General features: G+C 71.3%; 28 protein-coding genes. 20 read left to right on the top strand and 8 right to left on the bottom strand.

Annotated features, from left to right (window positions below; genetic code table 11):
- Nucleotides 1-35 precede the first annotated feature (35 nt).
- The gene (locus ACGFIE_RS05010) at nucleotides 36-389 is read right to left on the bottom strand and encodes a hypothetical protein (RefSeq protein ID WP_363680664.1); all 354 of its coding nucleotides are present in this window, start codon (nucleotides 387-389) and stop codon (nucleotides 36-38) included.
- Nucleotides 386-847: a hypothetical protein gene (locus tag ACGFIE_RS05005; RefSeq protein ID WP_363681400.1), complete on the bottom strand. Its 462-nt coding sequence runs from the start codon at nucleotides 845-847 to the stop codon at nucleotides 386-388. Before ACGFIE_RS05005 ends, ACGFIE_RS05010 begins: the two co-directional genes overlap by 4 nt.
- Nucleotides 848-969: 122 nt before the next feature.
- Here ACGFIE_RS05005 and ACGFIE_RS05000 point away from each other — a divergent pair, with 122 nt between their 5' ends.
- The gene (locus tag ACGFIE_RS05000; protein ID WP_393291051.1) at nucleotides 970-1,734 is read left to right on the top strand and encodes an ABC transporter ATP-binding protein; all 765 of its coding nucleotides are present in this window, start codon (nucleotides 970-972) and stop codon (nucleotides 1,732-1,734) included.
- Complete coding sequence (locus ACGFIE_RS04995) at nucleotides 1,719-3,419, top strand: ABC transporter permease (protein ID WP_393291049.1); 1,701 nt, start codon at nucleotides 1,719-1,721, stop codon at nucleotides 3,417-3,419. Before ACGFIE_RS05000 ends, ACGFIE_RS04995 begins: the two co-directional genes overlap by 16 nt.
- Here ACGFIE_RS04995 and ACGFIE_RS04990 read toward each other — a convergent pair.
- Complete coding sequence (locus tag ACGFIE_RS04990) at nucleotides 3,416-3,625, bottom strand: DUF397 domain-containing protein (RefSeq protein ID WP_363680670.1); 210 nt, start codon at nucleotides 3,623-3,625, stop codon at nucleotides 3,416-3,418. The genes ACGFIE_RS04995 and ACGFIE_RS04990 overlap by 4 nt on opposite strands.
- Nucleotides 3,622-4,407, bottom strand: a complete 786-nt coding sequence (locus tag ACGFIE_RS04985; protein WP_393291046.1) for a Scr1 family TA system antitoxin-like transcriptional regulator — start codon at nucleotides 4,405-4,407, stop codon at nucleotides 3,622-3,624. The genes ACGFIE_RS04990 and ACGFIE_RS04985 overlap by 4 nt, the downstream gene beginning before the upstream one ends.
- Before the next feature lie 423 nt (nucleotides 4,408-4,830).
- On the opposite strand from ACGFIE_RS04985, the gene ACGFIE_RS04980 reads away from it, so the two are divergent.
- The 12 genes from ACGFIE_RS04980 to ACGFIE_RS04925 all read left to right on the top strand — a co-directional run bounded on the left by ACGFIE_RS04980 (nucleotide 4,831) and on the right by ACGFIE_RS04925 (nucleotide 17,021).
- On the top strand, nucleotides 4,831-5,583 hold the full coding sequence (locus tag ACGFIE_RS04980; RefSeq protein ID WP_393291305.1) for a flavin reductase family protein: 753 nt from the start codon (nucleotides 4,831-4,833) through the stop codon (nucleotides 5,581-5,583).
- A gap of 192 nt (nucleotides 5,584-5,775) precedes the next feature.
- Nucleotides 5,776-6,141, top strand: a complete 366-nt coding sequence (locus ACGFIE_RS04975) for a DUF485 domain-containing protein (RefSeq protein WP_363680674.1) — start codon at nucleotides 5,776-5,778, stop codon at nucleotides 6,139-6,141.
- Nucleotides 6,119-7,792: a cation acetate symporter gene (locus ACGFIE_RS04970; RefSeq protein ID WP_393291044.1), complete on the top strand. Its 1,674-nt coding sequence runs from the start codon at nucleotides 6,119-6,121 to the stop codon at nucleotides 7,790-7,792. The genes ACGFIE_RS04975 and ACGFIE_RS04970 overlap by 23 nt, the downstream gene beginning before the upstream one ends.
- An 81-nt stretch (nucleotides 7,793-7,873) precedes the next feature.
- Nucleotides 7,874-8,851, top strand: coding sequence for an NAD-dependent epimerase/dehydratase family protein (locus tag ACGFIE_RS04965; RefSeq protein WP_393291042.1), 978 nt, complete (start codon nucleotides 7,874-7,876; stop codon nucleotides 8,849-8,851).
- Between the two features lie 75 nt (nucleotides 8,852-8,926).
- On the top strand, nucleotides 8,927-10,150 hold the full coding sequence (locus ACGFIE_RS04960) for an LCP family protein (RefSeq protein ID WP_363680680.1): 1,224 nt from the start codon (nucleotides 8,927-8,929) through the stop codon (nucleotides 10,148-10,150).
- Between the two features lie 195 nt (nucleotides 10,151-10,345).
- Entirely contained in the window at nucleotides 10,346-11,605 is a 1,260-nt protein-coding gene (locus ACGFIE_RS04955; protein ID WP_363680682.1) for an LCP family protein, read from the top strand.
- A 284-nt stretch (nucleotides 11,606-11,889) separates the two neighbouring features.
- Nucleotides 11,890-12,765, top strand: coding sequence for an LCP family protein (locus ACGFIE_RS04950; RefSeq protein ID WP_393291040.1), 876 nt, complete (start codon nucleotides 11,890-11,892; stop codon nucleotides 12,763-12,765).
- Between the two features lie 58 nt (nucleotides 12,766-12,823).
- Complete coding sequence (locus ACGFIE_RS04945; RefSeq protein ID WP_039905019.1) at nucleotides 12,824-13,159, top strand: rhodanese-like domain-containing protein; 336 nt, start codon at nucleotides 12,824-12,826, stop codon at nucleotides 13,157-13,159.
- Nucleotides 13,160-13,169: 10 nt separating this feature from the next.
- Nucleotides 13,170-13,958 (top strand): glycerophosphodiester phosphodiesterase, encoded by a 789-nt coding sequence (locus ACGFIE_RS04940; protein WP_393291037.1) that lies wholly within the window; start codon nucleotides 13,170-13,172, stop codon nucleotides 13,956-13,958.
- A 114-nt stretch (nucleotides 13,959-14,072) separates the two neighbouring features.
- Nucleotides 14,073-15,527: an ATP-binding protein gene (locus ACGFIE_RS04935; protein ID WP_393291034.1), complete on the top strand. Its 1,455-nt coding sequence runs from the start codon at nucleotides 14,073-14,075 to the stop codon at nucleotides 15,525-15,527.
- Nucleotides 15,528-15,588: 61 nt separating this feature from the next.
- Nucleotides 15,589-16,008: an ATP-binding protein gene (locus ACGFIE_RS04930; RefSeq protein WP_393291303.1), complete on the top strand. Its 420-nt coding sequence runs from the start codon at nucleotides 15,589-15,591 to the stop codon at nucleotides 16,006-16,008.
- Nucleotides 16,009-16,133: 125 nt separating this feature from the next.
- Nucleotides 16,134-17,021, top strand: coding sequence for a DUF5926 family protein (locus ACGFIE_RS04925; protein ID WP_393291032.1), 888 nt, complete (start codon nucleotides 16,134-16,136; stop codon nucleotides 17,019-17,021).
- A gap of 15 nt (nucleotides 17,022-17,036) precedes the next feature.
- Here ACGFIE_RS04925 and ACGFIE_RS04920 read toward each other — a convergent pair whose 3' ends face one another.
- Nucleotides 17,037-18,257 (bottom strand): arginine deiminase, encoded by a 1,221-nt coding sequence (locus ACGFIE_RS04920; RefSeq protein ID WP_393291029.1) that lies wholly within the window; start codon nucleotides 18,255-18,257, stop codon nucleotides 17,037-17,039.
- 164 nt (nucleotides 18,258-18,421) lie between these two features.
- On the opposite strand from ACGFIE_RS04920, the gene ACGFIE_RS04915 reads away from it, so the two are divergent.
- From ACGFIE_RS04915 to pheA, 5 genes are all read left to right on the top strand, one after another.
- A complete protein-coding gene (locus ACGFIE_RS04915; RefSeq protein WP_363680694.1) occupies nucleotides 18,422-19,162 on the top strand; it encodes a hypothetical protein in 741 nt (246 codons plus the stop codon).
- Nucleotides 19,163-19,328: 166 nt separating this feature from the next.
- Nucleotides 19,329-19,787: a hypothetical protein gene (locus ACGFIE_RS04910; RefSeq protein ID WP_393291026.1), complete on the top strand. Its 459-nt coding sequence runs from the start codon at nucleotides 19,329-19,331 to the stop codon at nucleotides 19,785-19,787.
- A 75-nt stretch (nucleotides 19,788-19,862) separates the two neighbouring features.
- Nucleotides 19,863-20,252 (top strand): ACT domain-containing protein, encoded by a 390-nt coding sequence (locus ACGFIE_RS04905; RefSeq protein ID WP_393291024.1) that lies wholly within the window; start codon nucleotides 19,863-19,865, stop codon nucleotides 20,250-20,252.
- Between the two features lie 146 nt (nucleotides 20,253-20,398).
- The gene (locus ACGFIE_RS04900) at nucleotides 20,399-20,929 is read left to right on the top strand and encodes a hypothetical protein (protein ID WP_393291022.1); all 531 of its coding nucleotides are present in this window, start codon (nucleotides 20,399-20,401) and stop codon (nucleotides 20,927-20,929) included.
- Nucleotides 20,930-20,939: 10 nt separating this feature from the next.
- Nucleotides 20,940-21,896, top strand: a complete 957-nt coding sequence (pheA, locus tag ACGFIE_RS04895; RefSeq protein WP_393291020.1) for a prephenate dehydratase — start codon at nucleotides 20,940-20,942, stop codon at nucleotides 21,894-21,896.
- Between the two features lie 45 nt (nucleotides 21,897-21,941).
- Here pheA and ACGFIE_RS04890 read toward each other — a convergent pair whose 3' ends face one another.
- From ACGFIE_RS04890 to ACGFIE_RS04880, 3 genes are all read right to left on the bottom strand, one after another.
- Complete coding sequence (locus tag ACGFIE_RS04890) at nucleotides 21,942-22,664, bottom strand: AIM24 family protein (RefSeq protein ID WP_234582643.1); 723 nt, start codon at nucleotides 22,662-22,664, stop codon at nucleotides 21,942-21,944.
- A gap of 133 nt (nucleotides 22,665-22,797) precedes the next feature.
- Nucleotides 22,798-23,145 carry a metallopeptidase family protein gene (locus ACGFIE_RS04885; protein WP_393291300.1) on the bottom strand — a complete coding sequence of 116 codons (348 nt, stop codon included), beginning with the start codon at nucleotides 23,143-23,145 and terminating at the stop codon, nucleotides 22,798-22,800.
- Between the two features lie 150 nt (nucleotides 23,146-23,295).
- On the bottom strand, nucleotides 23,296-23,727 hold the full coding sequence (locus tag ACGFIE_RS04880; protein ID WP_007453754.1) for an OsmC family protein: 432 nt from the start codon (nucleotides 23,725-23,727) through the stop codon (nucleotides 23,296-23,298).
- Nucleotides 23,728-23,900: 173 nt separating this feature from the next.
- On the opposite strand from ACGFIE_RS04880, the gene ACGFIE_RS04875 reads away from it, so the two are divergent.
- Nucleotides 23,901-24,623 carry a hypothetical protein gene (locus ACGFIE_RS04875; RefSeq protein WP_393291017.1) on the top strand — a complete coding sequence of 241 codons (723 nt, stop codon included), beginning with the start codon at nucleotides 23,901-23,903 and terminating at the stop codon, nucleotides 24,621-24,623.
- Nucleotides 24,624-24,715: the final 92 nt, after the last annotated feature.

Below are 24,715 nucleotides of genomic sequence, written 5' to 3'. Positions count from 1 at the left end.
CCGGCACCCCTACCAGGGCTCTGACTGCTTGTGGATCAGTCGGTCGCCCGGGGGTGACCCGTGCCGGCGTGTTTGATCCAGCAGGTGCGGGTGTCGTGGTCGGGGAGATACCAGACGCGACCGCCTGCAGTGACCTCGTACTGCCACTGCGGCAGCGTCTTGCCGTTGTGCGCGGCGTTGGCGAGGGAACCTTTGAGGGGGTGTTGCCTGCTGGTCGGTGGGGAGGGGCAGGGGTCGGATTCGATGGCTTCGAACGCGGCGCGGGTGTTGGCCGCGGCCTGCCGGCACAGTTCCTCCCAGCCTTTGGCCGCATCGTTCGTCGCGAATCGGAGGATGTAGTTACCAGGGCGGGGTGGCGGCGCTGCCCGGTCGCCGCGCTTGGCGCTCACTCGGCGGTCGGGCGGGGCACCGCCCCGAAGTCGTCGGAACTGGGTGCGGCCAGGACCCGGTGCAGGTCGGGGTCGGCATGGATCTCGGCGGTGTGCCGCCACTCGGTGAGCAACTGCGACACCGCAGCGGTATTTCCGACCGCCGCAGCCGCCTCTGCCGTCGAAACGAATTCGTTGGCCATCTGCTCGCGGTCTTCGGGTGGCAGGAACCGCACCCACGGCAGCACGGTCGGTAGCGCCTCGCGCACCAGGGTCGGATCCCGGCGAACGACGCTGGCCAGCAGCCGTGCCGTCAGGTCCACCACCTCACCCTCGGCGGCCGCCCGGTCGGCAGACATCAGCACGAGATCAGCGGCGTCGCGGCGTCGTAGTCGCACCGCGCGAGCGCGGGAGAGCCGCTCGGCCGTCTCGGCGGGCTGACGCAGCAGCTCCGAGAACGGCACGGATTCCAAGGGCATCGACACGACATCAACACTACTTCAGAAGTCGCGGTAGTGCGACGAAGTACGACTTCAGGATGATCGCGCGTCCGTCCGTTGCCGGAGGGCGGAACTGGCGGGCGGCGGATAACGTTCGGTCCATGACTGGTGAGCACCCCGCGCTCGCGCTGCGTGGCCTCGCGAAGCGGTTCGACGGCACGATCGCGGTGGCCGGCGTCGATCTGGACGTACCTGCCGGCTCCTTCTACGGTCTGCTCGGCCCGAACGGCGCCGGCAAGACCACCACCCTGTCGATGGCGGTCGGGCTGTTGCGACCGGATGCCGGCTCGGCGTGGGTGCTCGGCCAGGACGTCTGGCGCGATCCGGTGGCGGCCAAACGGCTGCTCGGCGTGATGCCCGACGGGGTACGCCTGTTCGACCGGCTGACCGGCGCGGAGCTGCTGGCGTACCACGGGTTGTTGCGGGGCATGGATCCGGCGGTGGTCGACCAGCGGGCCGCGGAGCTGCTGGACGTGCTGGCGCTCGGCGACGCCGGCCGGACGCTCGTGGTGGACTACTCGGCGGGCATGAAGAAGAAGATCGGCCTGGCCTGCGCGTTGCTGCACGGCCCACGGGTGCTGGTGCTGGACGAGCCGTTCGAGGCGGTCGACCCGGTGTCGGCGGCACTGATCCGCGACATCCTGACCCGGTACGCGGCCGGCGGCGGCACGGTGGTCTTCTCCAGTCACGTGATGGAGGTCGTGGAGCGCCTGTGCTCGCACGTGGCGATCCTCGCCCAGGGCACCATCAAGCGGGTCGGCACGATCGCCGACGTTCGGGGCGGCCGTTCTCTGGAGCAGGTCTTCGTCGAGGTGGTCGGCGGGCGCACCGCGACCGGGGACGAGCTGTCATGGCTGTCCCGGTGAACGTCGCCGCCGCGCCCGCAAGCCCGGCGCGGACGGTCTCCGCCCGGCACTTCGTGCGGCTCAAGCTGCGGGTGATGGGCAACAACTTCCGGGGCCAGGGCTGGCGGATCGCGCTGTTCATCGGCGGCGCGCTGGTCGGCCTCTGGTTCGCGGCCAGCGGCTTCTTCCTCTTCGCCGCGCCCGGCATGTCGGGCAACGGCCGGTACGCGGTGCTGGTCGCGGCCGCCGGCGGTGGCCTGCTGGTGCTCGGCTGGCTGCTGCTGCCCCTGGTCTTCTTCGGCGTGGACGAGACACTGGACCCGGCCCGGTTCGCGCTGTTGCCGCTGCCGCGCCGCACGCTTGTCGTCGGCCTGTTCGCCGCCGCGCTGGTAAGCGTGCCGGTGCTCGCGGTGTCGCTCGCCGTGCTGGGCTTGGTGGTGACCGCCTGGTCGTTGGGCGGTTGGTCCGCCGGCCTGGTGGCAGTGGTCGGCGTACTCGCCGGGCTGTTGCTCTGCGTGGCCGCCAGCCGGGCCGTTACCAGCGCGTTCGCCAGCATGCTGCGGTCCCGCCGAGTGCGGGACCTGGCGGCCGTGCTGCTGGCGGTGGCCGCCGCGCTGCTCGGGCCGTTGCAGGTCTTCGGCCTGGCGGCGCTGCGCGAGACGGACTGGACCCGGCTGACGGGGGTCGCGACGGTGATCGGGTGGACGCCGTTCGGGGCACCGTGGACGGCAGGCATCGACGTGGCGCAGGGACGGGTGTGGGCCGCCCCGGTGAAGCTGCTGATCACGGTGGTGGCGATCGTCGCCCTGCTGGCCTGGTGGTCCCGGTCGCTGGAATCGGCGATGGTGGGCACGGCCAGCAGGGGCAAGGCCCCCGCGCAGCGCGGCGTCACCGGCGGGGCCGTTGCCCAACTGTTTCCCCGGGCGGCCAACTGGGCCCGGCGGGACCGGTTCGGCGCGCTTGTCGCCCTGCAGGCCCGCTACTGGTGGCGGGACGCCCGCCGCCGCGCCAACCTGATCACGATCGCGGTGGTGGGCATCTTCATTCCGGTGCTGTTCAACGGCGGCTTGAGCTTCACATCGGGGGACGAGCAGGGCTTCAACATGGGTGCCGGCGACAGCTCACCGACGCTTGTCACCCTCTCCATGATCTTCGTCGGCGTGCTCGCCTCGGTCACGCTGGCCAACCAGTTCGGCTTCGACGGCAGCGCCTACGCCGCGAACGTCGTGGCCGGTGTTCCCGGGCGGGTCGAGCTGCGCGCGCGGATGACAGCATTTTCGCTGTACGTCCTACCGATGCTTGCCTTCGTCGCGGTGCTGCTGTCGGTGCTGCTCGGTCGGCCGGGCTGGATCGGGTTGACCGCCGGCAGCCTGGCTGCCACCTACGGCGCCGGGCTGGCGGTGAACAGCTTCGTCTCGGTGCTCGCGGCGTACGCGCTGCCGGAGACGAGCAACCCGTTCGCCATGAACGGCGGCGCGGGCGTGGCGAAGGGCCTGCTGACCGTGCTGTCCATGGGCACCACGGCAGTCGCCGCGGTGCCGCTGGTGCTCGCCGCCGCGCTGCTCGGTGACGCCTGGCTGTGGCTGGCGCTGCCGGTCGGTGTCGCGTACGGGCTGGGCGCGGCGTTGCTGGGCGCGTACCTGGCCGGCGACGTGCTCGACCGTCGTCAGCCGGAACTGCTGGCCACGGTCACCCCGCGTCGCTAACCGGCGTTTCGGCCCTGGGCGGTCTGGGCGGCCTCTGCGACGAAGTCACGCCAGGCGGCCGGAGCGAAGGTGAGCGTCGGACCGGAGCGATCCTTGCTGTCCCGCACCAGCACGACGCCGGGCAGATTGTCCGCCACCTCGACGCAGTTGCCGCCGGAGTCGGTCGACCGGGTGGACGTGCGCCAGCCTGGCTCGCTCATCGTCATTGCGTCACCTTCAGCTTCCGGATCAGATCCAGCGAGGCGCTGGTGGAGAGTGCTTCGCCGAGCAGGCTATCCCACTTGCGATCGATCAAGGCGATCATCTCGGGGTCGTCCATGACGTGTCCCCGAACGGCATTCTCCAGGTAAAGCGCCCTGTCCCTGTCCGGCAGATCGGCGAGCACGAAGCCACCGCCGAGGCCGACGTGCTCACCCACCGCAAGCGGAATGACGTGCAGCCGGACGAACGGCAGGGCCGCTACCTCCTGTAGTCGGCCGAGTTGGGAATCGAGCACGGCGGGACCGCCCACGGGTCGACGAAGGCCCGTCTCGTCCAGCAGGAAGACGCAGTGCGGCGGCACTTCGCCGGTCAGCAGCTTCTGACGCTCCAGCCGGACCGCGACGAGCTCGTCGACCATGTTGGGCGGGTGCAGTCCGCCCGCTGAGATGACGGCACTGGCATATGCCTCGGTCTGGAGGAGTCCCGGGACAAGACACGCCTCGAAGGCGCGTAAGCGCAGGGCTCGCTGCTCGTATTCGCGCCACTGCGCGAACCAGGACGGGCCGTGTTCCTGGTCAGCCGCCCTGAGGAGTTCGGTGAGGAGGCCGCCGGTGGCGAGGGCTTCGTCCGCGGCGACGGCGAACTCCATGGTGGGCCGGCGTCGTCCGGTCTCGATGGCTGCCACCGTGGACGGACTCCACTTGATCACAGTCGCCAGTGCTTCCTGGGAGACCTCGGCACCGGCGCGGGCGGCCTTCAACGCCCGTACCCACATCTCGATGTTCATCCTTACCTTCCCGGTAAGTACGCGACTGCGCAGCGTAGTAAGCCCTGGAATCCTCCCCTGCCCGGGGCCGGGAGTCCAGGGTGGAGGACGCGCGGCCCGGCCGGTGGAGGCGGCGGTCGGTCCTGCGTCGGGCCGCCCCGGTCATCCCCCGAGCGGGGCGGCCCTCGTCGACTGGGAGGGATCGCTCATGGTCGGGTTCGTCCTCGCCGGGATCTGGGCGCGGTGGTCGTACCGCAGGAGGAAGGCCGCGGTGCCGACGACCGCGCCGGGCGGACCACCGGCGTGGGCGAAGCGGTCGGCGGTGGCCGCGCCGCCCCCGGGTGGCGGCCGGACCCGCGCAGGCCGGCCGGCGGGACCGCGCGAGGGCCGGCCAGCCAGACCGGCGGCCGACGGGGAGCGCTGGTGAGCCGGCCGCACGTGCCGATGCGGCCGCTGTGGCGGTGTCGGGGCTGCGGCGCGCTCTGGCCGTGCCAGCCGGCGCGACTGGCGCTGCTCGCCGACTACCGGCACGACCGCACCGCGCTGCTGTTCTATCTGGGCACTCTGATGGCGGAGGCGGGCGACCAGCTTGCCCGGCTCAACGGGCGACCCGCCGACCTGCACGAGCGCTTCCTGGGTTGGGCGCGGGGTCGGGGCGGCACAATGTTTCACGTGAATCATGAGCCGGGTGCCGAGATCCACCACACCGATCCGTTCGCGGTGCCGACCGGGCAGCGATCGCCGGTCCGCCGGCTGCGGGGTCGGCTCGCCGCGCCGGTGACCCTCTGGACGGCGCCCGGTCCGGCGGGCCTGACCGTCTCGTCCACCCTGGTCGCCGAGGGAGAGCCGGACCGGCTGCTCGGGCTGATCGACGCGGAGTCCGATCTGTGGGCCGCCGTCGAGGAGGCGGGCCGGTTCGCGGTCGCGCCGCTCGGCCCGCCGCACCGCCAGCTCGCCGACCGGTTCGCCGGCCTCTTTCCCGCGCCGGGTGGGCTGTTCGCCAGCGGCACGTGGACCGAAACCCCCTACGGTCCGGTGCCGACCGATGCCGGCGGCTGGGTGGGCTGCCGGCTGGACACCGCCCGGGAGTACGGCTGGGGCCTGCTCGTGGAGGCCACCATCGAGGCGGTAGACCTGGCCGAGGAGGCCACACCGCTGCTGCACTACCGGGGGCGTTACCACGAGCTGCCGGGCTGACGGGGCTGGCGGGCTGCGAAGCGGACTGACCGGCCCGACCGGTCACCGGGGTGACCTGGGTCACTCGGCGCAGCCAGTCAACCGCTCGGCGCACTCGACGACCGGCGTCGATCTCAGCCTTCCCCGGCGGGGAGCGTGCTCTCTACGGTGCGCGGAACTACCCCCGACGCCTGTGAAGGTGGTGATCCACAGATGTCCACGGACACACCCACGCCTACCGCTTCCCAGCCGGACAAGTACCTGGCCGTGCAACGGTCGGACGAGTTCGCCGGGCTACGGCGCGCGCTACGCGGCTTCGTCTTCCCGATGACCGTCGCGTTCTTCCTGTGGTACGCGCTCTACGTCATTCTCTGCGCGTACGCCCGGGACTTCATGGGCACGAAGCTGTTCGACAGCAACATCAATGTCGCGCTGGTCTTCGGCCTGCTCCAGTTCGTCTCCACGTTCCTGATCGCGTGGCTCTACGCCCGGTACGCGGACCGGAAGATCGACCCGGTCGCCGACCGGATCCGCGCCGAGATCGGGGAGGTGACCCATGAACACGGTCCTCGCGGCTGAAGCCGGCAACCACACCGCCCGCAACCTGACCATCACGCTGTTCCTGGTCTTCGTGGCGGTGACCCTGGCCATCACCATCTGGGCCAGCCGGCAGACCAAGACGGCCACCGACTTCTACGCGGGCGGTCGGTCCTTCTCCGGATTCCAGAACGGCATGGCGATCGGCGGCGACTACATGTCGGCCGCCTCGTTCCTCGGCATCGCCGGCATCATCGCCCTCTACGGCTACGACGGCTTCCTCTACTCGATCGGCTTCCTGGTCGCCTGGCTGGTGGCGCTGCTGCTCGTCGCGGAACTGCTGCGCAACTCCGGCCGGTACACCATGGCCGACGTGCTGGCCTTCCGGATGCGTCAGCGGCCGGTGCGGACGGCGGCGGCGGTCTCCACCATCACCGTGTCGATCTTCTACCTGCTGGCACAGATGGTGGGCGCCGGCGCGCTTGTCGCGCTGCTGCTCGGCATCAAGCCGGGGACGACCTTCCTCGGCATGGACGCGGGCACCGCCAAGGTGGCGACCATCATCATGGTCGGCGCCCTGATGATCATCTACGTGACCGTGGGTGGCATGAAGGGCACCACGTACGTGCAGATCGTCAAGGCGTTCCTGCTGATGACCGGCGCGCTGCTGATGACCATCCTGGTGCTGGCGAAGTTCCACTTCAACCTGTCGGAGCTGCTCGGCGCCGCCGCCGCCTCCTCCGGCAAGGGCGACAAACTGCTGGAACCGGGTCTGCGGTACGGCGTGGAGGTCGCTGGGAACGCCACGCAGACGTTCTACAACAAGATGGACCTTCTCTCGCTCGGCATCGCCCTGGTGCTCGGCACGGCGGGCCTGCCGCACATCCTGATCCGCTTCTACACCGTGCCGACCGCCAAGGCGGCCCGCAAGAGTGTGCTCTGGGCGATCGGCATCATCGGCACCTTCTACCTGCTCACCCTGGCCCTCGGCTTCGGCGCGGCGGCGCTGGTGGGCAGCGAGGCCATCACCGCACAGGACAAGGCAGGCAACACCGCCGCGCCGCAGCTGGCCGAGGCGCTCGGCATCAGCTTCTTCGGCGGTGACCTGGGAGGCGCGGCCCTGCTGGCGGTCATCGCGGCGGTCGCCTTCGCCACCATCCTGGCGGTGGTCGCCGGGTTGACCCTGGCCTCCTCGTCCAGCCTGGCGCACGACTTCTACGCGAACGTCCTGAAGAGGGGGGAGACGTCGGAGCGCCAGGAGGTGCGGGTCGCCCGGATCTCCGCCCTGGTGATCGGCGCGATCTCGATCCTGTTGTCGATCTACGCGCAGAACCTCAACGTGGCGTTCCTCGTGGCGTTGGCCTTCGCGGTCGCCGCCTCGGGCAACCTGCCGGCGATCCTCTACAGCCTGTTCTGGCGGCGGTTCAACACCTCCGGCGCGGTGTGGGCGATCTACGGCGGTCTGCTCTCGGCCGTACTGCTGGTGTTCTTCTCGCCGGTGGTCTCGGGCGCGGCGACCTCGATGTTCCCGAAGCACGACTGGCAGTGGTTCCCGCTGTCCAACCCGGGCATCCTCTCCATCCCGTTCGGCTTCCTCTGCGGATGGATCGGAACGCTCATCTCCAAGGAGAACGACGAGGCGAAGTACGCCGAGCTGGAGGTGCGCGCCCTCACCGGTTCCGGCGCCCACTGACCCGCGGCACGGGCCCCCTGTCGGCGCCACGCGCCGGCAGGGGGCCTCTTGCCGCAAACGGCTGTCGGTAGGCTGACCGCCATGAAGGTTGCTGAGCGCTTCGGTTCCGGTCACCGCGTACTTGTCACCGGCGGCGCCGGTTTCGTCCCGTCGCACCTGGTCGACTCCCTGATCGCCCGGGGCTGCACGGTGGTGGCGCTGGACAACTTCGTCACCGGTTCCAAGGAGAACGTCGCCCACCTCCTGGACCGGCCGACCTTCACGCTTGTCGAGGCGGACATCTCCGACGGCCTGCCGACCCACCACCCGGCGCTGGCCGAGCGGTTCGACGCGATCCTGCACATGGCCTCGCCGGCCAGCCCCACCGACTTCGCGCAACTCCCGGTGGAGATCCTCCGGGTCGGCTCGGTGGGCACCCTGCACCTGTTGGAGCGCGCGGTCGCCGACGGCGCCCGGTTCCTGATGGCCTCGACCTCCGAGGCGTACGGGGACCCGAAGGAGCACCCGCAGCGCGAGACCTACTGGGGCAACGTCAACCCCATCGGCGTGCGCAGCGTCTACGACGAGGCGAAGCGCTTCTCCGAGGCCGCCACGATGGCGTACCACCGCTACCGCGGGCTGGACGCGGCGATCGTCCGGATCTTCAACACGTACGGCCCGCGGATGCGCCCGGACGACGGCCGGGCCATTCCCACGTTCATCTCCCAGGCGCTGCGCGGCGAGCCGATCACCGTGCACGGCACCGGCAACCAGACCCGGTCGATCTGCTTCGTCGAGGACCTGGTGCGCGGCATCCTGCTGCTACTCGACTCGACCGAGACCGGCCCGATCAACTGCGGCACCGAGCACGAGCTGTCCATGCGTCAACTCGCCGAGTTGATCGTGTCACTCTCCGAGAGCAGCTCACAGGTGACGTACATCACCCGCAGCTCTGACGACCCGGAGATGCGCCGCCCCGATCTGACCCTCGCCCGTGAACTGCTCGGGTACGAGCCGGCCGTGGCGCCCGAAGACGGCCTGCGACGCACGATCGAGTATTTCCGGGCGCGGCTAGGGTAACCGCTCGCGGCGGACCTCCGATCGCTGAGTGTCGCCTGAGGGCGGTAGTGGCTCCCGCTACGTACCCTGAGCTACATGTCAGCGACCTCTGCCGGCGTTCCTCACCCGCACCTGCACCGCAGCGCCGGGCGCGCCTCGGTGCCCGGCCCCGACCGGGGCGCCTCCGGACGCGCGCGTCCCGCCGAGGCGCGCTGGTACCCGTCGTACGACCAGCAGCAGCCCGGCCCGGGCGGCCCGGTGGGGCCGACGGGACCGGGCGGGCCCGGTGGCGCCGGTGGGCCGGGACGCCGTGGCCCCCGGCCGCGCTGGGGGCGGATCGGCCTGGTCGCCGGGGTCGCGGTGCTGGTGTTGGCGCTGCTCGGCGGCCTGGGCGCCTGGCTGTACGCGCGCAACCTCAACAACGACCTGGCCCGCACCGACCCGTTCGCGGAGATCACCGGCGGCCGGCCGGCGAAGACCGTCGACGGCGCGCTGAACATCCTGCTGGTCGGCAGCGACTCCCGGGACCCGGACGCGCCTGTCGACAGCAAGAGCCAGTGGCGGGCCGACACGATCATCGTGATGCACATCCCGGCCGACCACCAGTCCGCGTACCTGGTCTCCATCCCGCGTGACCTGTACGTGCCGATCCCGCAGAGCGCCGGTGCGGACTGTGGCTCCGGCCAGCGCGCGAAGATCAATGCGGCGTTCGCGTTCGGTGGCCTGCCGTTGGCCGTCCGCACCGTGGAGTGCTTCACCGACGTCCGCATCGACCACGTGATGGCGATCGACTTCGGCGGTTTCAAGGAGGTCACCGACGCCCTCGGCGGAGTGGACCTGAAGGTGGAGCGGACGATCACCTCGATCCACAAGCCGTACCGGACGTTCACCAAGGGCACCAACCACATGGACGGCTCGGAGGCGCTGGACTGGATCCGGCAGCGCAAGCAGTTCCCCGAGGGCGACTTCGCCCGGATGCGGCACCAGCAGGAGTTCCTCCGCGCGCTGATGGACAAGGCGGCGAGCACCGGCACCCTGGCGAACCCGAAGAAACTCAACGACTTCCTCAAGTCGGTGACCGCGGCCGTCACCGTCGACCAGGGTTTCTCGGTAACCGATATGGCTGTGCAGTTCCGCAACCTGCGGGGGCAGAACCTCACGTTCCTGACCAGCCCGAACTCGGGTAGCGACACCATCAACGGTGAGTCGGTGGTGGTGTCGAACCGGGAGAAGGCGCTGGCGATGTACCAGGCCATGTCGGCCGACACCATGGCGGACTGGGTAAAGGCCAACCCGCCGAAGAACACCGACGGAGGCTGAGCGCAGGGGTGGGCCGCGTCGGTGGCGACGCGGCCCACCCGGAGCCGAGACGACCTCGTCTTTACGGTCACCACGCGGGGACGATCGCCCGGTTGACGGCGCCTGGTGACCGAGTCGAGCCCGGATGAACTCGCAAAGTTGAATTGATGTACGTACAGTGGGGCCGCCCCCTCCTGATCACGAGCTGGAGCACGCATGCCGGTTCAGGCCAGCCGTCGCCCTTCGTCCAACGGATCCGCCGCCCCGAGCGGCCGGATCGCCGCGTCCATCCCCGTGCAGCCAGGCCCCTCAGGTGGGGGGCCGGGCGGTCGCCCGCCTGGCCGCGGCGACGGCCGGACGGGCGGTAAGGGGCCGGCGAAGAAGCGGCCCAAGCGCAAGGATCCGCTCTGGGCCCGCCTGACCGTGATCTTCGGTGCGGTGCTGATGCTCAGCAGCGGGGCGGCCATCGTCGGTGCCAAGGCGCTGATCGGCCAGGCGACCGGAGACATCGCCCAGCGCAACCTGCTCGGTGACGCCAGCAAGTCCGACGCCGAGGGTGGCGCGAGCCTGGACGGGCCCATCGACATGCTGCTGCTCGGCGTGGACGCGCGGGAGCGCTGGGCCGCCGACAACGTCCGGTCGGACAGCATCATCATCCTGCACATCCCGGCCTCGCACGACCAGGCGTACCTGATCTCGATCCCCCGCGACACCGAGGCGCAGATCCCGGCCTTCAAGAAGAGCGGCTTCACCGGCGGCACCGACAAGATCAATGCCGCGTTCCAGGCCGGCGCCAAAAACGGCGGCAACTGGGAGGGCGGCGCCCAGCTCATGGCCCAGACGATCAAGCGCCTCACCGGGGTCAGCTTCGACGGCGCGGCGATCATCAACTTCGGTGGGTTCAAGAACGTCATCGACACGCTGGGCACTGTGAAGATCTGCGTGAGCCACCAGGTCGAGTCGCACCACATGTCGTTCGTCGACGGCAAGCCGATGTGGAACGCCGACGCCAAGAAGACCGGCAAGAAGATGACCCCGGTGGTGCACAAGAAGGGCTGCCAGGAGATGGAGGGCTGGGCCGCCCTCGACTACGCGCGGCAGCGCTACGGGCTCCCCGGCGGCGACTACGACCGGCAGCAGAACCAGCAGCAACTGATCAAGGCGATGGCGCGCAAGGCCACCGACGGCGGCATGCTGACCAACCCGGCCAAGCTGAACCAGCTCATCAAGGCGGCCGGCAAGGCGTTCGTGCTGGACACCGGCGGCGCGCGGATCGAGGACTTCATCTTCACCATGCGTGGGGTCACCGCGAACGAACTGACGATGTTGAAGACCAACAACGGCAGCTTCAACGGCAACGACAACAACCGTGAGGCGTTGAACGAGGAAACGATGCAGATGTTCGAGGCGGTCAAGAAGGACAAGCTCGCCGAGTTCGTCTTCAACCACCCCGAGGTGATCTCCGGCCGCAAGTGACGGCCGTCGCGTCGCCTCGGCAGGTCGCGGCGCGCGAAGTCGGGGAAAGCCCGGCGACCGGTCCGTTACCGCCCGTAGCCTGACGTGAGCAGGTTTCACGTATCGGCTGCGGGGAGGCCGTCACGTCCAGGTGGGGCCGGAACGCAGCGGACCGGGCACGCCCGGCCGCGCCACGCCGCGCCCGCTGGTCACGCCTCCTGGTCGGCGTCGGCCTGGCCCTCGCCGTACTGGCCGGGCTCGCCCTGGTCGGGCTCAAGACGCTGAGCCACCGGTACGACCGTACGGTGACCAAGGAGCAACTGCTCGACGCGGACGCCCGCACCGACCGAACCGACCTGGACGGGCCGCTCAACTACCTGCTGGTCGGCACCGACCGACGCGCCGGCAGCAGCGAGCCGGACCAGCGCTCGGACACCATCCTCATCGTGCACGTACCCGCCGGGCGGCGGGAGGCGTACCTCGTCTCCATCCCGCGTGACCTGCTGGTCGCCATCCCACCCGCGAACGGCTTCGGCGGCGGCCAAGACAAGATCAATGCGGCGTACGAGCACGGCGGCGGCGGCCAGGCCGGCACCCGACTGCTCTCCGTCACCCTGAACCGGCTCACCGGCATCCGCTTCGACGGCGCCGCGCTCATCGACTTCTCCGGCTTCCGGAAGGTGATCGACCTCCTCGGCGGGGTGCGGATGTGCGTGGACACCCCCGTCCGTTCGATCCACACCAACCGGGTCTTCCCCACCGGCTGCCAGCAGATGGACGGCGGGCAGGCGCTGGACTACGTACGGCAGCGCTACGACCTGCCGAACGGCGACTTCGACAGGCAGCACCACCAGCAGCAGCTCCTGCGGGCGATGCTGGACAGCGCCGGCCACGCCGACCTGCGCAGCAACCCCGTCAAACTGGACCAGGTGCTCCGCGCGGTCGGCGGCTCGCTGACCGTCGACACCAACGGCGTACCCCTGGAGGACCTGCTCCTCGCGCTCCGCGCGCTGCCGCCCGACGGTATGCACGGCGTCCAGGTGCCCTCGTCGCCACAGACCATCGACCAGGTCTCGTACGTGGTGCTCGACAACGGCGGTAACGGGCTCTTCGAGGCCGTCCGAGGGACCCGCGTACCGGCCTGGGCGCAGGCCAATCCGCGCTGGGTGACCCGGTTGTGACCGTACCGACTGTCGAGTCGGTGCCGATCCGGCCCGCGAGGATCTAGTGTTGCTTCCTGTGTTCGGACCCCAGGTTCCCACCGTGCCCGTGACCGAGATCGCCGACGACACCTACCTGCTCGACGTGCGGGAGGCCGACGAATGGGCGGCCGGCCACGCGCCCACCGCCCACCACCTGCCGATGATGGAGCTGCCGGCGCGACTGGCCGAGGTGCCCACCGACCGGGACGTGGCAGTCATCTGCCGCTCCGGTGGCCGTTCCGCCCAGGTCGTCGCCTACCTGGTCAACAACGGCTGGGAGCAGGTGCGCAACGCCGACGGCGGGATGCGCCAGTGGGCAGCGGTCGGCCGTCCGGTGGTCGACGCGAACGGGCAGCCCGGCCAGGTCATCTGAGGCGGCCGGGATGGGCGGGCCTCTGGTCTTCGCGCACCGCGGCGCCTCGTACGACCTTCCGGAGCACACCCTCGCCGCGTACCTGCGCGCCCTCGACGAGGGTGCCGACGGGCTGGAGTGCGACGTCCGGCTGACCCGGGACGGGCATCTGGTCTGCGTACACGACCGACGGCTGGACCGCACCAGCAACGGCCGCGGTCTGGTCAGCGCGCGTACGCTCGCCGAGCTGGACGCACTGGACTTCGGCTCGTGGCATCCGGGCAGCGCGCCGAGCGGCGATCTGCCGCCGGACGAGTCGCACACCCGGCTGTTGACGCTGGCCCGGCTGCTCGACGCGGTGCTCGCCGCCGGGCGGCCGGTCCGGCTGCTGGTCGAGACGAAACACCCGTCCCGCTACGGCTCGACCGTGGAGCGGCGACTGGTCGAGCTGCTGCGACGGTACGGGCTGGCCGACCCGGCGCCGGACGATCCGGTCCAGGTCACCGTCATGTCGTTCTCCCCGCTGGCGGTACGACGGGTCCACGAGTTGGCCCCCGCGCTGCCCACCGTGCTCCTGCTGGAGGTGCTCCCACCCTGGCTGCGGCTGGGCCGGCTGCCGTTCGGCACCCGCATCGCCGGGCCGGGCATCGGCCTGGTCCGGGCCCGACCGCGCCTGCTGCCCGCGCTGCGCGCCGCCGGCAACCAGGTGTACGTCTGGACGGTCAACGAACCGGCCGACCTGGAGCTGGTGCTGGCCGAGGAGGTGGACGGGATCATCACCGACCGGCCCGCGCACGTCCTGGCCCACCGGGACCGCTGAACGGGCCTCGACGCCGAGTTGCCCGTCCAGCGTCCCGACCGTCGGCAGCGGCCGCACCTACCTACGCGACAACCGGGGGTGCCGAAAGCCGGACCGGCGGGGCAGACTCGGCACATGCCGGAGCGAATCGATTTCCCCGCTCTCCTCGCCGGCCAGGCCGCCGTGATCGAGATGATCAATTCCGGGGACGCGGGTCTGCCGGTCCTCACCCAGCTCCTCCGGGTGAGCCAACCGACGCTCGGCGCGACCGGGATGGCGTTCGTCGAGTTCGGCCCGACCGGCGGCCGAGTGATCGCGGCCACCGGCGCGGCCGAGTGGGCGCTCGGCCGACCGCTCGCGGTGGACGACCCGGACACCGTCTGCCTGCTCTCTGGGCCTCGGGTGAGCCAGGTCCGGGTGGCCGACCTCAGCGGCAAGCTCGCCGCCGAGCTGGCCGGCAGCGGGTTGCGCCGGATGGTGGTGTCCCGGGCCGAGATCGGCGGTCACACCGTCGGCAGCCTGCACGCCCTCTACCCGGGCGACGACGAGCCGGGCACCGAGCAGCAGGGGGTGATCGCCTACCTCGCCTCGTGCATCGGGCACATGTACGGCGACCAGAGCGGATTGCCGGTGCACGGCGACGGGCCGGTGGTGGCGGCACTCGCCGACGGGCTGGCGGTGGTCGACCGGGACGGCCACGTCCGGCTGTGGAACCCGGCCGCCGCCCAGGTCACCGGCCGGACCGCGGAGCAGGCGTTGAACGGCCCACTGCCGTTTCCGTTGCCACCCTCTGGTCAGGTCCGCGACCACCGGCTGCCGGACGGGCGCTGGCTGCGCATCACCTCCGGCGACCTGCCCGGCCCGGGCGCCCTGCGGGTGGTCACCTTCCGCGACATCACCGACCAGCAGCGCCGCGATCACGACCGGGAGCTGTTCGTCGCCGTGACCAGCCACGAGCTGCGCACGCCGGTCACCGTCATCAAGGGGTACGCGGACACCCTCACCGACCACTGGGAGTCGCTGACCGAGGTCGACAGGCGACAGGCAGCACGGGTGATCGGGCAGCGCGCCAACGAGTTGGCCCGGCTTGTCGACCGGCTGCTCTCCTCGGCGGCCGAGGCGGGACCGGGGGACGACCCACCGACCCCTTTCGACCTCGGTGCGGCGCTGCGCGCCGCCATCGTGGACCTGCCGGCGGAGCTGCGGCACCGGCTGACGCTGCGTCTCCCGGCCGACCTGCCCAAGGCGCTCGGCCACCGGCCCAGCCTCGCCACCGTGCTGACCGAACTGGCCACCAACGCCGGCAAGTACTCGCCGCCGGGCTCCCCCATCGAGATCACCGCCGGAGTGGACGGCCAGTTGGTCGCGTTCCGGGTCAGTGACCGGGGCATCGGCATCCGGCCGGAGCACGTCGAGCGGGCGTTCGACAGGTTCTGGCAGGGCGAGTCCGGCGACCGGCGCGGCTACCCGGGAGCGGGGCTCGGCCTCTATCTCGTCCGCCGGATCGTTGAACACCAGAATGGATGGGTATCCCTACGTCCAAGGACCGACGGCGGTACGGTCGCAGAGGTGCGGCTACCGCGCGGTTGACCGGCGGTGGCGCGACGTGGAGGCGACAGTGGCAGCGGCAGCGAGGGATCGGGCGTGGTGCGTGGTGGTGCCCCACCATCCCGCCGGCGCACGACTGGCGCGACACCGGCTCGCCGACGACCTGGCTGACGTCGTGACGCCGACGCTCCTCGCGGATCTGATCGCGGTGCTCGCCGAGCTGGTGGGCAACTCGGTCCGGCACGCCCGGCCGCTGCCCGGCGGCGTGGTCCGGGTGGCGTGGCAACTGCGGACCTCCGCCGAGGGCCCGCGGGTCCAGTTGCGGGTGACCGACGGCGGTGCCAACACCAGCCCAAGGATCCGCACGGCCAGCCCGGACGCGGTGGACGGGCGAGGTCTGCACATCGTGGCCGGCCTGGCGACCTGTTGGGGTGTCGAACGCGACGGCATGGGCCAGCGCGTCTGGGCGGATTTCGATCCGACCTCCCACCCCTCCCACCCCGGACTGGTCCCCACCGGCTGACATTGTCGATCATGAGGGTATTGCCGACACGTCGGACGCGGTGACAACAACTTCGTGATCGGCAGGCGATGGGGTGGGTGGGTCCGGCCCACGGGTCGCCGGTTGGGGCTCTAGGCTGTGACGCCGTGAGCAAGCGTCGAAAGAGCCAGCGAGCCGCCGCCGACACCGCGCCCCGGAAGGACAAGGTGCGCGACGTCTTCGTGCCGCGGCCGTTCGAGGGGCTGGCCGACGAGTCCGAGTGGATCGCCCTGCGCGAGCTGGTGCCCGCCGCGTCCGCGCCGCTGCGGCTGACCCCCGCCCTCGTCGAGGAATTCGGGGACCGGTCGGTCACGCTGGCCACGGTGCTGCCGATGGCCGCTCCGGCGATCAGCAAGGCGGACGGGCGCGTGCTCATCGGCCTGCAACGCCACCAGCAGTCCGGCGACGTCTCCCGCGACCTGGCCGAGGCGCTGCTCTGCGCGCTGCGGGCCGAGCCGGGCGGCCAGGTGTCCGTACCGCCGCTGCCCGGTCCCGGGCCGCGACTGCAGGACATCCTGGTGGACGGCCCGCTGGACATCACCATGCACGACGGGTTCGAGTTCTGGCTCGACCCCGGCGCGGCCGACGACCCGAGTGTCCAGGCTTCGCTGGAGCGGGCGAACGCCGCCATCTACCCGACCGTGCGGATGACCGCTGCGACGGCCGCGTACTGGTGCCGGGTCCCGGAGAAGGCGCACGTGCGCTGGGTCCTGCCCGACGACGAGGACGCCGCACTGGACGCGCTGGCCCGCCTGGGCGCGGCCGGAACGCTGACGCTCGGCGAGCAGACCAAGTTCGCCGGGATGTTCCGCGCCCACGGTCGGCTGGTGCCGGTGTGGGACCTGCCGGAGGAGACTCCGGCCGCCGACTGGGAGGACCCGGTGGCGCAGTTCGCCAAGCGGTACGCGGAGGCGCTCGCCACCGCCGAGCCGCTGGACGCCGCCGGCCGGCGGGCCCGGCAGGGGTTGCTCGGCCGTCAGCTCACCCTGCGCTGACCTCGGCCGCGATCGTCACCCGGCGACGGGCAGCGGGTCGCGGACGATCGGGCAGGACATGCAGCGCGGGCCTCCCCGGCCGGAGCCCAGTTCCGAGCCGGCGATCGGGATGACCTCGATGCCGGCCCGCTCCAACTGCGCGTTCGTCTCGGTGTTGCGCTCGTAGCCGACGCAGAGCCGGGGCGCCAGGGCGAGGGTGTTGTTGCCGTCGTCCCACTGCTCGCGTTCCGCGGTGACCGGGTCCAGGCCGGTGTCGATGACCCGGAGCTGGTCCAGGTCCATCGCGTCGGCGGCGGCCCGCAGGAAGGGCGCCGGGCCGTCCACGCGCGGGTCCTCGCCGTCCGCACCGGCGATCACGGTGTACGCCGAGAGCGTGCTGGCGATGTTCGGATACATCAGCACGGCGTCGACGTCGACCATCGTGCACACGGTGTCCAGGTGCATGGTGGCGCGCTTCTGGGCGATCGGCACCACCAGGATGGTGTGGGCCAGCCCGGCGGCGAAGACCTGCCGGCCGAGACGTTCCGCGCCGGCCGGGGTGGTCCGCTCGCCCACCCCGACCGCCAGGACGCCGGGTGCGAGCAGCAGGACGTCACCGCCCTCCAGGTGCTCCAGGTTGGGGCGGTAGACGAACTCGGTGCCGGCGAAGCGTGGATGGTGGCGGTAGATGGCGTCGGTCAGGGTGGTCTCGCGGCGGCGGGCCGGCATGGCCAGGCTGGTGACGCCGACCCGGTCGCCGATCCACAGCGACGAGTCCCTGGTGAACAGCAGGTTCGGCAGCGGGTCGATGACGAAGTCGTGGCGGTCCATCAGGGTGTAGACCAGGCCGCCCGGCCGTTCCGAGCTGATCCGCAGCTCCTCGTGGGCGAGACCGGCGGTGAGTACGTCGGCAAGCGCGACCGGGTCCAGGTAGGCGAGGTGGTCGGCGACCCGGGCGCGGAGCGTGTCGCCGAGTCGACGGGACCGCAGCACCTCCTCGGTCAGCTCGGCGCGGGCGTCCTCGACGGCAAGCGTCTCGGCCAGCAGGGTGGCCAGGTAGAGCACCTCGACCCCGCGCTCGCGCAGCGCGGCGGCGAACGCGTCGTGCTCCTCCTGGGCGCGGCCGACCCAGGGGATCGCGTCGAACAGGAGTGAATCGTTGTTGCGAGGGGTGAGCCGGGCCAGTTCCGGGCCGGGCCGGTGCAGCAGCACGGTGCCGAGCCGACCGACTTCACTGTCGACGTAGTGGGTCACCACCGCAGCGTAGGGCAGGGTTTGGCGGCATCCGAGAAAAGAACAGCGGATGAATATGGCATTCATCCACAGTCACTCCGGCGCTCCGGCTTGCCGAACACCGGGAGTGGCAACGTAGGGTAGTGAGGACATAACTTCGAGGGACCTTTTGCCGGAGGTCGACGACGATGACTGTCTTTCCCGCACGACGAGCCGCACCGACCGCACGGGCACTGCCGCCCATCGCGGTGCCCCACCCCCGCGTCGAGGCGCCCGGGGCTCTCGAGCCGGTCCGTCCGACACCGCTCGAATGGGCCCGCCGCCGCCGTGCCGAGCGGGGTGCCCGTCGGCTGGAGGCTGCCGGAGCGCGGGCGCTCGGCCAGCTCGACCATCTCGGGCCGGCCTGGCACGTCATCGAGTGGCCCCGCACCGACGTCGCGGACGTCCTGCTCGACCGCACCCAGGACGACCGCGCCGGGTTCCTCGCCATCGGGCCGAGCGGCCTGTTCGCGGTGACCATCGCCGACCACGGCCGGGCCCGGGTGCTCGTCGCCGGGGACGTCGTGCAGATCAACGGCAAGCGGCCTCCGTACGTGACCGAGGCCCGCCGGGACGCCAGGCGGGCCAGCAAGGCCCTCTCCGACGCGGTGGGGCTGACCATCCCCGTTACGCCGGTGCTGACCTTCGTGGGGTCCGGCGTGATCAGCGTCTACGGGCTTCCGAAGGACTGTCTGATGGCCACTCACCGGGAACTGGATCGGCTTCTCGTGGCCGGTGGCAGCCGGATCAGCCCCGCCACGGCCGAGAAGCTGTCCCGGGTGGCACAGCACCCCAGCACCTGGCTGAACGGCACGTACCGTCCATCAGCCGACTACCGGTGGTACGAGGAGGGCCGAACGGCCGCTGACAAGCCGGCCCACCGCCGGTAACGTCACCAGCGACGCCACGCGGCCCCGGCCCCCCACCTACCCACCGGCTCCCGCGCCGTCGCCGGCCGCTGCGGTTCGTGCTGTGCGGCCCGGTGACCTGGTGCGCTCGGTGATTCCGTCGGCGACCGGCTAGCGTGGACAGTCCGTCGGTGACATAGGAGGCGCGGTGGCCCACGTCGAACTCTCGCTCTCGGAAGTGTTCGTGCCGTCGGCGCGGGCCTCGACAGAGCTGGAGTCCGACAACGTCGGTCAGTGGTCGTCGACCGTCGACCGGGCCGATGAGCCCTGCCTGCTGATCGACGCCGACACCCGGGTGGTGGCCATCTCCACCGCCGGCTGTGAGCTGCTCTGCCTGGGCGAGCCGGCCGACCTGATCGGGCGACCGCTCCTCGACGGCGGGCTGCGCCTGCTGGACTTCACCGCCAACCGGGGTGTGCTGACCGAGGCCGAGATCGACAAGATCCCGCCTCTGCTGGCGCTCTCCTCCGGTCGACTCGCCCGTGGGCTGCTGCGGGTGCAGGCCGCCTCCGCGGACAGCTCCGACGCGACTGTCGACGCGATCTCCACCCCGGTGCTCACCGACGGTGCCGTGGCCGGCTCGCTCACCTTCTTCTCCGAGGTCTGACCTGCGGCGCAATGTGTCGTTCGCCGCACGCGGCAATGACGGGGTGGGCCCACGCCCACGCCGTAAGGTGCCCTCATGCTCGATATCGCTCTGCTCCCGGGGGAGTACGCCGTGTGCCGGTTGCGTGCCGACACCGCCCTGCCGGACGCACTGTCGAGTGGGCTGGGCCGCGCCGACGTGGTCGCGGTCAGCTGGACCGCCGACGGGATCTCGGTGATCTGCCCGACCGACCGGGTGCCCGCCCAGGCCGTGGTCGAGACCACGTGGCGCTGCCTGCGTGTCGTCGGCCTGGCGGGCGTGGACGGCACGGGGACGCTGGCGGCGCTCGTCGACCCGCTCGCCGCGGCCCGGGTCAGCGCTGTCACGTTCTCCACCTTCGACACCGACTACGTGCTGGTGCCGACCGTCCGTCTGACCGAGGGCACAGCCGCCCTGGAGCGCGCCGGACACCGCGTCCTCGGCTGAGCTTCACCCCGCCGACCGCTCGCCCTACGATGGGCTCGGCCACCCCGGCCGCGACGACGTTCCCATGTCCCGAGGATCGGCCCGTGCCGTTCACCACACCCCGCCACCCGGGTCCCCCGCCCCGGGCGACAACCGCCATCCGACCCGTGGCGGTTCGTGCGCTGCCCGTGGTCGGGGCCCTGCTGGCGTTCCTCACCATCGGCGCGCTGGCCGGCTGCGACGCTCCTCCCGAGCTGCGCGACCCGGCCGCGGCGCCCAGCGGCACGACCACCCCGACGGCATCCGGCCCGACCGGCACGCCGTCCACCACGCCCAGCGCCCCACCGGTCGCCACTCCGTCGGCCACCGGGGACCCGGGTCTGGTCGCGACGGCCTGCCGGAACGGCCCGACCGGGCAGCGCGTGGTGCAGTTGCTGCGCGGCCGGGCTTCGGTGCTCCCGGACAACGTCCGGGTCCGCGTCCGCACCGGGCCGCTGTGCGCCGGCGACTGGCAGTACACCGTGCTGGAGGTGACCGGGCACGAGGAGCTTCAGGTCGTCACCCGAGGTCGGCCCGCCACCCCGCAACTGGTCACCGCCGGCACCGACGTGTGCACGATCGAGGTCCGGGCCACCGGGCCCGCAGGGATCCGTACGCTTGCCTGCGATGCTTCTACGGCCGTCGGGCCGGGTGCGTAGTCTGGTCGACATGCCCGGAACACCGCCTGCGCGCTTCGTCTACCTCGGCCCGGAGGGCACCTTCGCCGAGCAGGCCCTGCGCACCATTCCCGCCGCCGAGCACGGCACCCGGACGCCGGCCCGCAGTGTCGGGGAGGCTCTGGACAGCGTCCGGGCCGGGGATGCCGACGCGGCGCTGGTGCCACTGGAGAACTCGATCGGCGGGGCGGTGGGCGTCACCCTCGACGAGATGGCCGAGGGCGAGCCGCTGGTGATCACCCGAGAGGTGATCCTGCCTGTCGACTTCGTGCTCGCGGCGCGCACGGGCACCGGTCTGCCGGCGGTCCGCACGATCGCGGCGCATCCGCAGGCGTCCACCCAGTGCCGGGGCTGGCTGCGTGACCACGTTCCCGACGCGGTGGTTGTCGACGTGCTCTCCAACGGCGCGGCAGCCGCCGGCGCAGGGTCCGGTGAGTACGACGCGGCGATCTGCGCGCCTATCGGAGCCGCCCGACACCGACTCGCCCTGCTCGCCGACAAGATCGCCGACCATCCCGACGCGGTGACCCGTTTCGTCCTGGTCTCCCGCCCCGGGCCACCCCCACCGTCGACAGGCGACGACCTCACCTCGCTGGCCGTCTACATCGCCCACGACCGGGTCGGCGCGCTGCTGTCGGTGCTCATGGAACTGGCCGTGCGTGGCGTCAACCTGACCCGGATCGAGTCCCGCCCGACCGGCGAGGCGCTGGGCCGCTACGTCTTCTTCCTCGACTGCACCGGGCACGTGGCCGACGTACGCCTGGGTGAGGCGTTGCAGGGGCTGCGCCGGGTGTGCGCCGACGTCCGCTTCCTGGGGTCGTACCCCCGACACCGCTGGGTCGAGGCGGCGGGCGAGCGGCCCGTGCCCGCGCCGGCCGGCCTCTCCGACGTCGACTACACCGACGCGGCGGCCTGGCTGACGCGGCTGCGCGCCGGCGAGTTGAGCTGACCGGGCGAGGCTCTCCCGGATCAGGGAGCGCCCCGCCCGGCGTGGTCAGCTCAGCAGACCGCCGAGCAGACCACCCTCCTGCTGCTGCTGACCGCTGCCCATGACCGGCGGCTCCTCGGACGGCTGCACCACCACGAAGCCCTGACCGGCGAAGCTCATCGTGAACGACTCGCCGGTGCGCCGGCCCAGCAGCGTGCCGAGGCCGAGCTGCTCGGCCCGGTGGTAGCCGGTCTGGAGGTTGGCCGACCAGCAGACGGCGGCCTGCGGGTCGACGTACGTCGGGGCGTCCACGTTGAGCACCACAGGGGTGCCCTTGGTCGTGATGGCGATCCGCCCGTAGCCGCTGAACACGCAGTTGAACAGGCCGGACGAGGAGGCCATCCCGGCGCCGCCGACCATCCTGATGTCGTACTGGAGGGTCGAGTCGAAGGCGAGCACGCTGGAACCGTTGATGGAGAGCGCGTCGCCCGGCTCCAGGTCGATGATGTGCACGTCCTTGGCCAGCTCGGCGAGGAAGACGTCACCCTGGCCGGTGACCTTCATCAGTGGGACGCCCTCGCCGGTGAGCTTCTGCTTGAGGAACTTGCCGAGCCCACCCGAGCCCAGCGCCTGGAACTGCACGTTGCCCTGGTAGGCGACCATCGACCCGACCCGGGCCATCGCCTCGCCGTTGAGCTCGATCTTCAACATCTTGGAGTTCTGTAGCCGCATGCCGGCCTGCGCGGACTCCTTCTCCAGATTTTCCGCCGAGAACAGCTCGCTGCGCATGAAAGGTGCCTCCTGAAACGGTCGCGGTCGCTGCACCGACGGTAGGCGACCACGGCAACCAGTGGCCATCGGCCAAGCGGCGAGCCGCGCGGGCATCGCGGTGAGAGCCGGGCATCGCGGTGAGCGGCCGGGATCAGCCCCAGCCCAGCGCGTGCAGCCGTGCGTCGTCGATGCCGAAGTGGTGGGCGATCTCGTGCACCACTGTCACCGCGACCTCGTCGACGACGTCCTCGTCGCTGTCGCAGATCCGCAGGATCGGACGGCGGTAGATGAAGATCCGGTCCGGCAGTACGCCGGAGTAGTCCCAACCACGACTGGTGAGCGCGTGCCCCTCGTAGAGGCCGAGCAGGTCGGGGTCGGTGTGCGGTGGGTCGTCCTCGACCAGGATCACCACGTTGTTCATCAGACCGAGGAGTTCCTCGGGCACCTCGTCGAGGGCGTCGGCGACCAACTCCTCGAAGCGCTCGCGAGTCATGTCCACCGGCACGGCGTCCATTCTGCCCGACGCCGGACCGATCGGCCGGCTCACGCTCGGCCATCGGGCCGCTGTCCGCGCGTTCACGAAAGGGAGCGGCCACCCGGGACCGGGCAGAGGCTCCTTCCGTGAACGTGCGGCGTGCGGGTCGCTGGGTCAGGAAGCCAGACGAGCGGTGAGGGTGATCTCGGCGCCCGGCGAGAGCAGGCGGGAGATCGGGCAGTTGGCCTTGGCGGCCTCGGCGAGCTTCTGGAACTCGGCCTCGTCGACCCCCGGCACCTGGCCGACGGTCTCCAGGTCGATGCGGGTGACGCTCATGCCGGCGTCGGTCTTGTCCAGGTGGACCTTGGCGGTGGTCTCGACCGAGGTGGGCGTCGAGCCGGCGTCGGCGAGGGCCTTCGAGAACGCCATCGAGAAGCAGCCGGCGTGCGCGGCGGCGATCAGCTCCTCGGGGTTGGTGCCCTCACCCTCCTCGAAGCGCGACTTGAAGGAGTAGTTGCCGGACAGGCCACCCTTACCGGTGCGGACGGTGCCGGACCCCTCGGTGAGATTGCCCTGCCATTGTGCGGAAGCGGTACGGATAGGCATGAGGAGAACGCTAGCGGAAAGGCGACTTCCGAGCGACCGACCGGCACCGACGCCTGCCGTGCGATTCCCGTCACCCCCGGCAGAGGCGCGACGCGGCGGCTTCGGCGGCGACACCAGCGCGACGCTCTGTGCCATGATTCGACGCAGGCCCGTGACCGGCGGAAGGATGGCCGATGTCCGAGGAGCTGCCCATCCCACGGCAGGGCGACCCGTCCGACGGGCCGGCCGTGATCGAGTGGGGTGCCGACGAGCCCGCCACCGGCCGCCGCCGCCTCGGCTGGTCCCTGGCCGGCATCACCCGGGATCCCCGGCTGCCGGTGCTGGTCGCCGGTCTCGGTGCGGTGGCGGGGATGGCCTCGCTGCTCGGCGAGTGGCTGGTGATGACCCTGCCGAACGGTGGCCCGGAGGGCTCCACCTCGACCGACGTGCCGGCCGGCGTGTCCGAGATCGGTGGCTTCGGCATCGGCTGGCTGGTCGGTCTGCTCGGCCTGGTCTGCATCGTGGCGCTGGCGCTGCGGGGCACGGCTGCCGTCCGGCCGAACGCCCGGCTGGTGGGGTTCACCCTGAGCGGGGCACTGCTGGCCCTGCTGGTGGCGGCGGCGGCGACACTCGACGACACCGGTCAGCGCAGCTACCTCTACGGGTCGGAGGCCCGCCTCCAGGTCGAGTACGGTCGCGGCCTGGTGATGGCGTTCGTGGCCTGCGTGCTGTTCGCCGCGGCCCTGCGGCTGTCGTCGAACGCGCCGGCGGAGGACGACAGTTCCGAAGCCGCGACGGGTCAGGGCCGGCGCCGCCGGCACGCCGATCCGATCGAGCAGGAGGGCGGCCCCTCGGCGCCGGCCGACCTGACCGTGACGGCTGCGGCCCCGTTCGCCCGCCCCGAACACCCCGCCTGAGCCCCGGGCAGAGACCCCGCGAGTTGGTGTTCGGTTCGGCTGGAAGCCATGGTTGAGGGCTGTTTCCCGAGGTACGGTTGCTGCCCGCCGTC

Origin of the sequence: Micromonospora sp. NPDC049275 (assembly GCF_043197115.1) — a bacterium.
Lineage (GTDB): Bacteria > Actinomycetota > Actinomycetes > Mycobacteriales > Micromonosporaceae > Micromonospora.
Note: the sequence above shows the minus strand (reverse complement) of the source record. Positions and strands in the feature narration are given on the sequence as shown.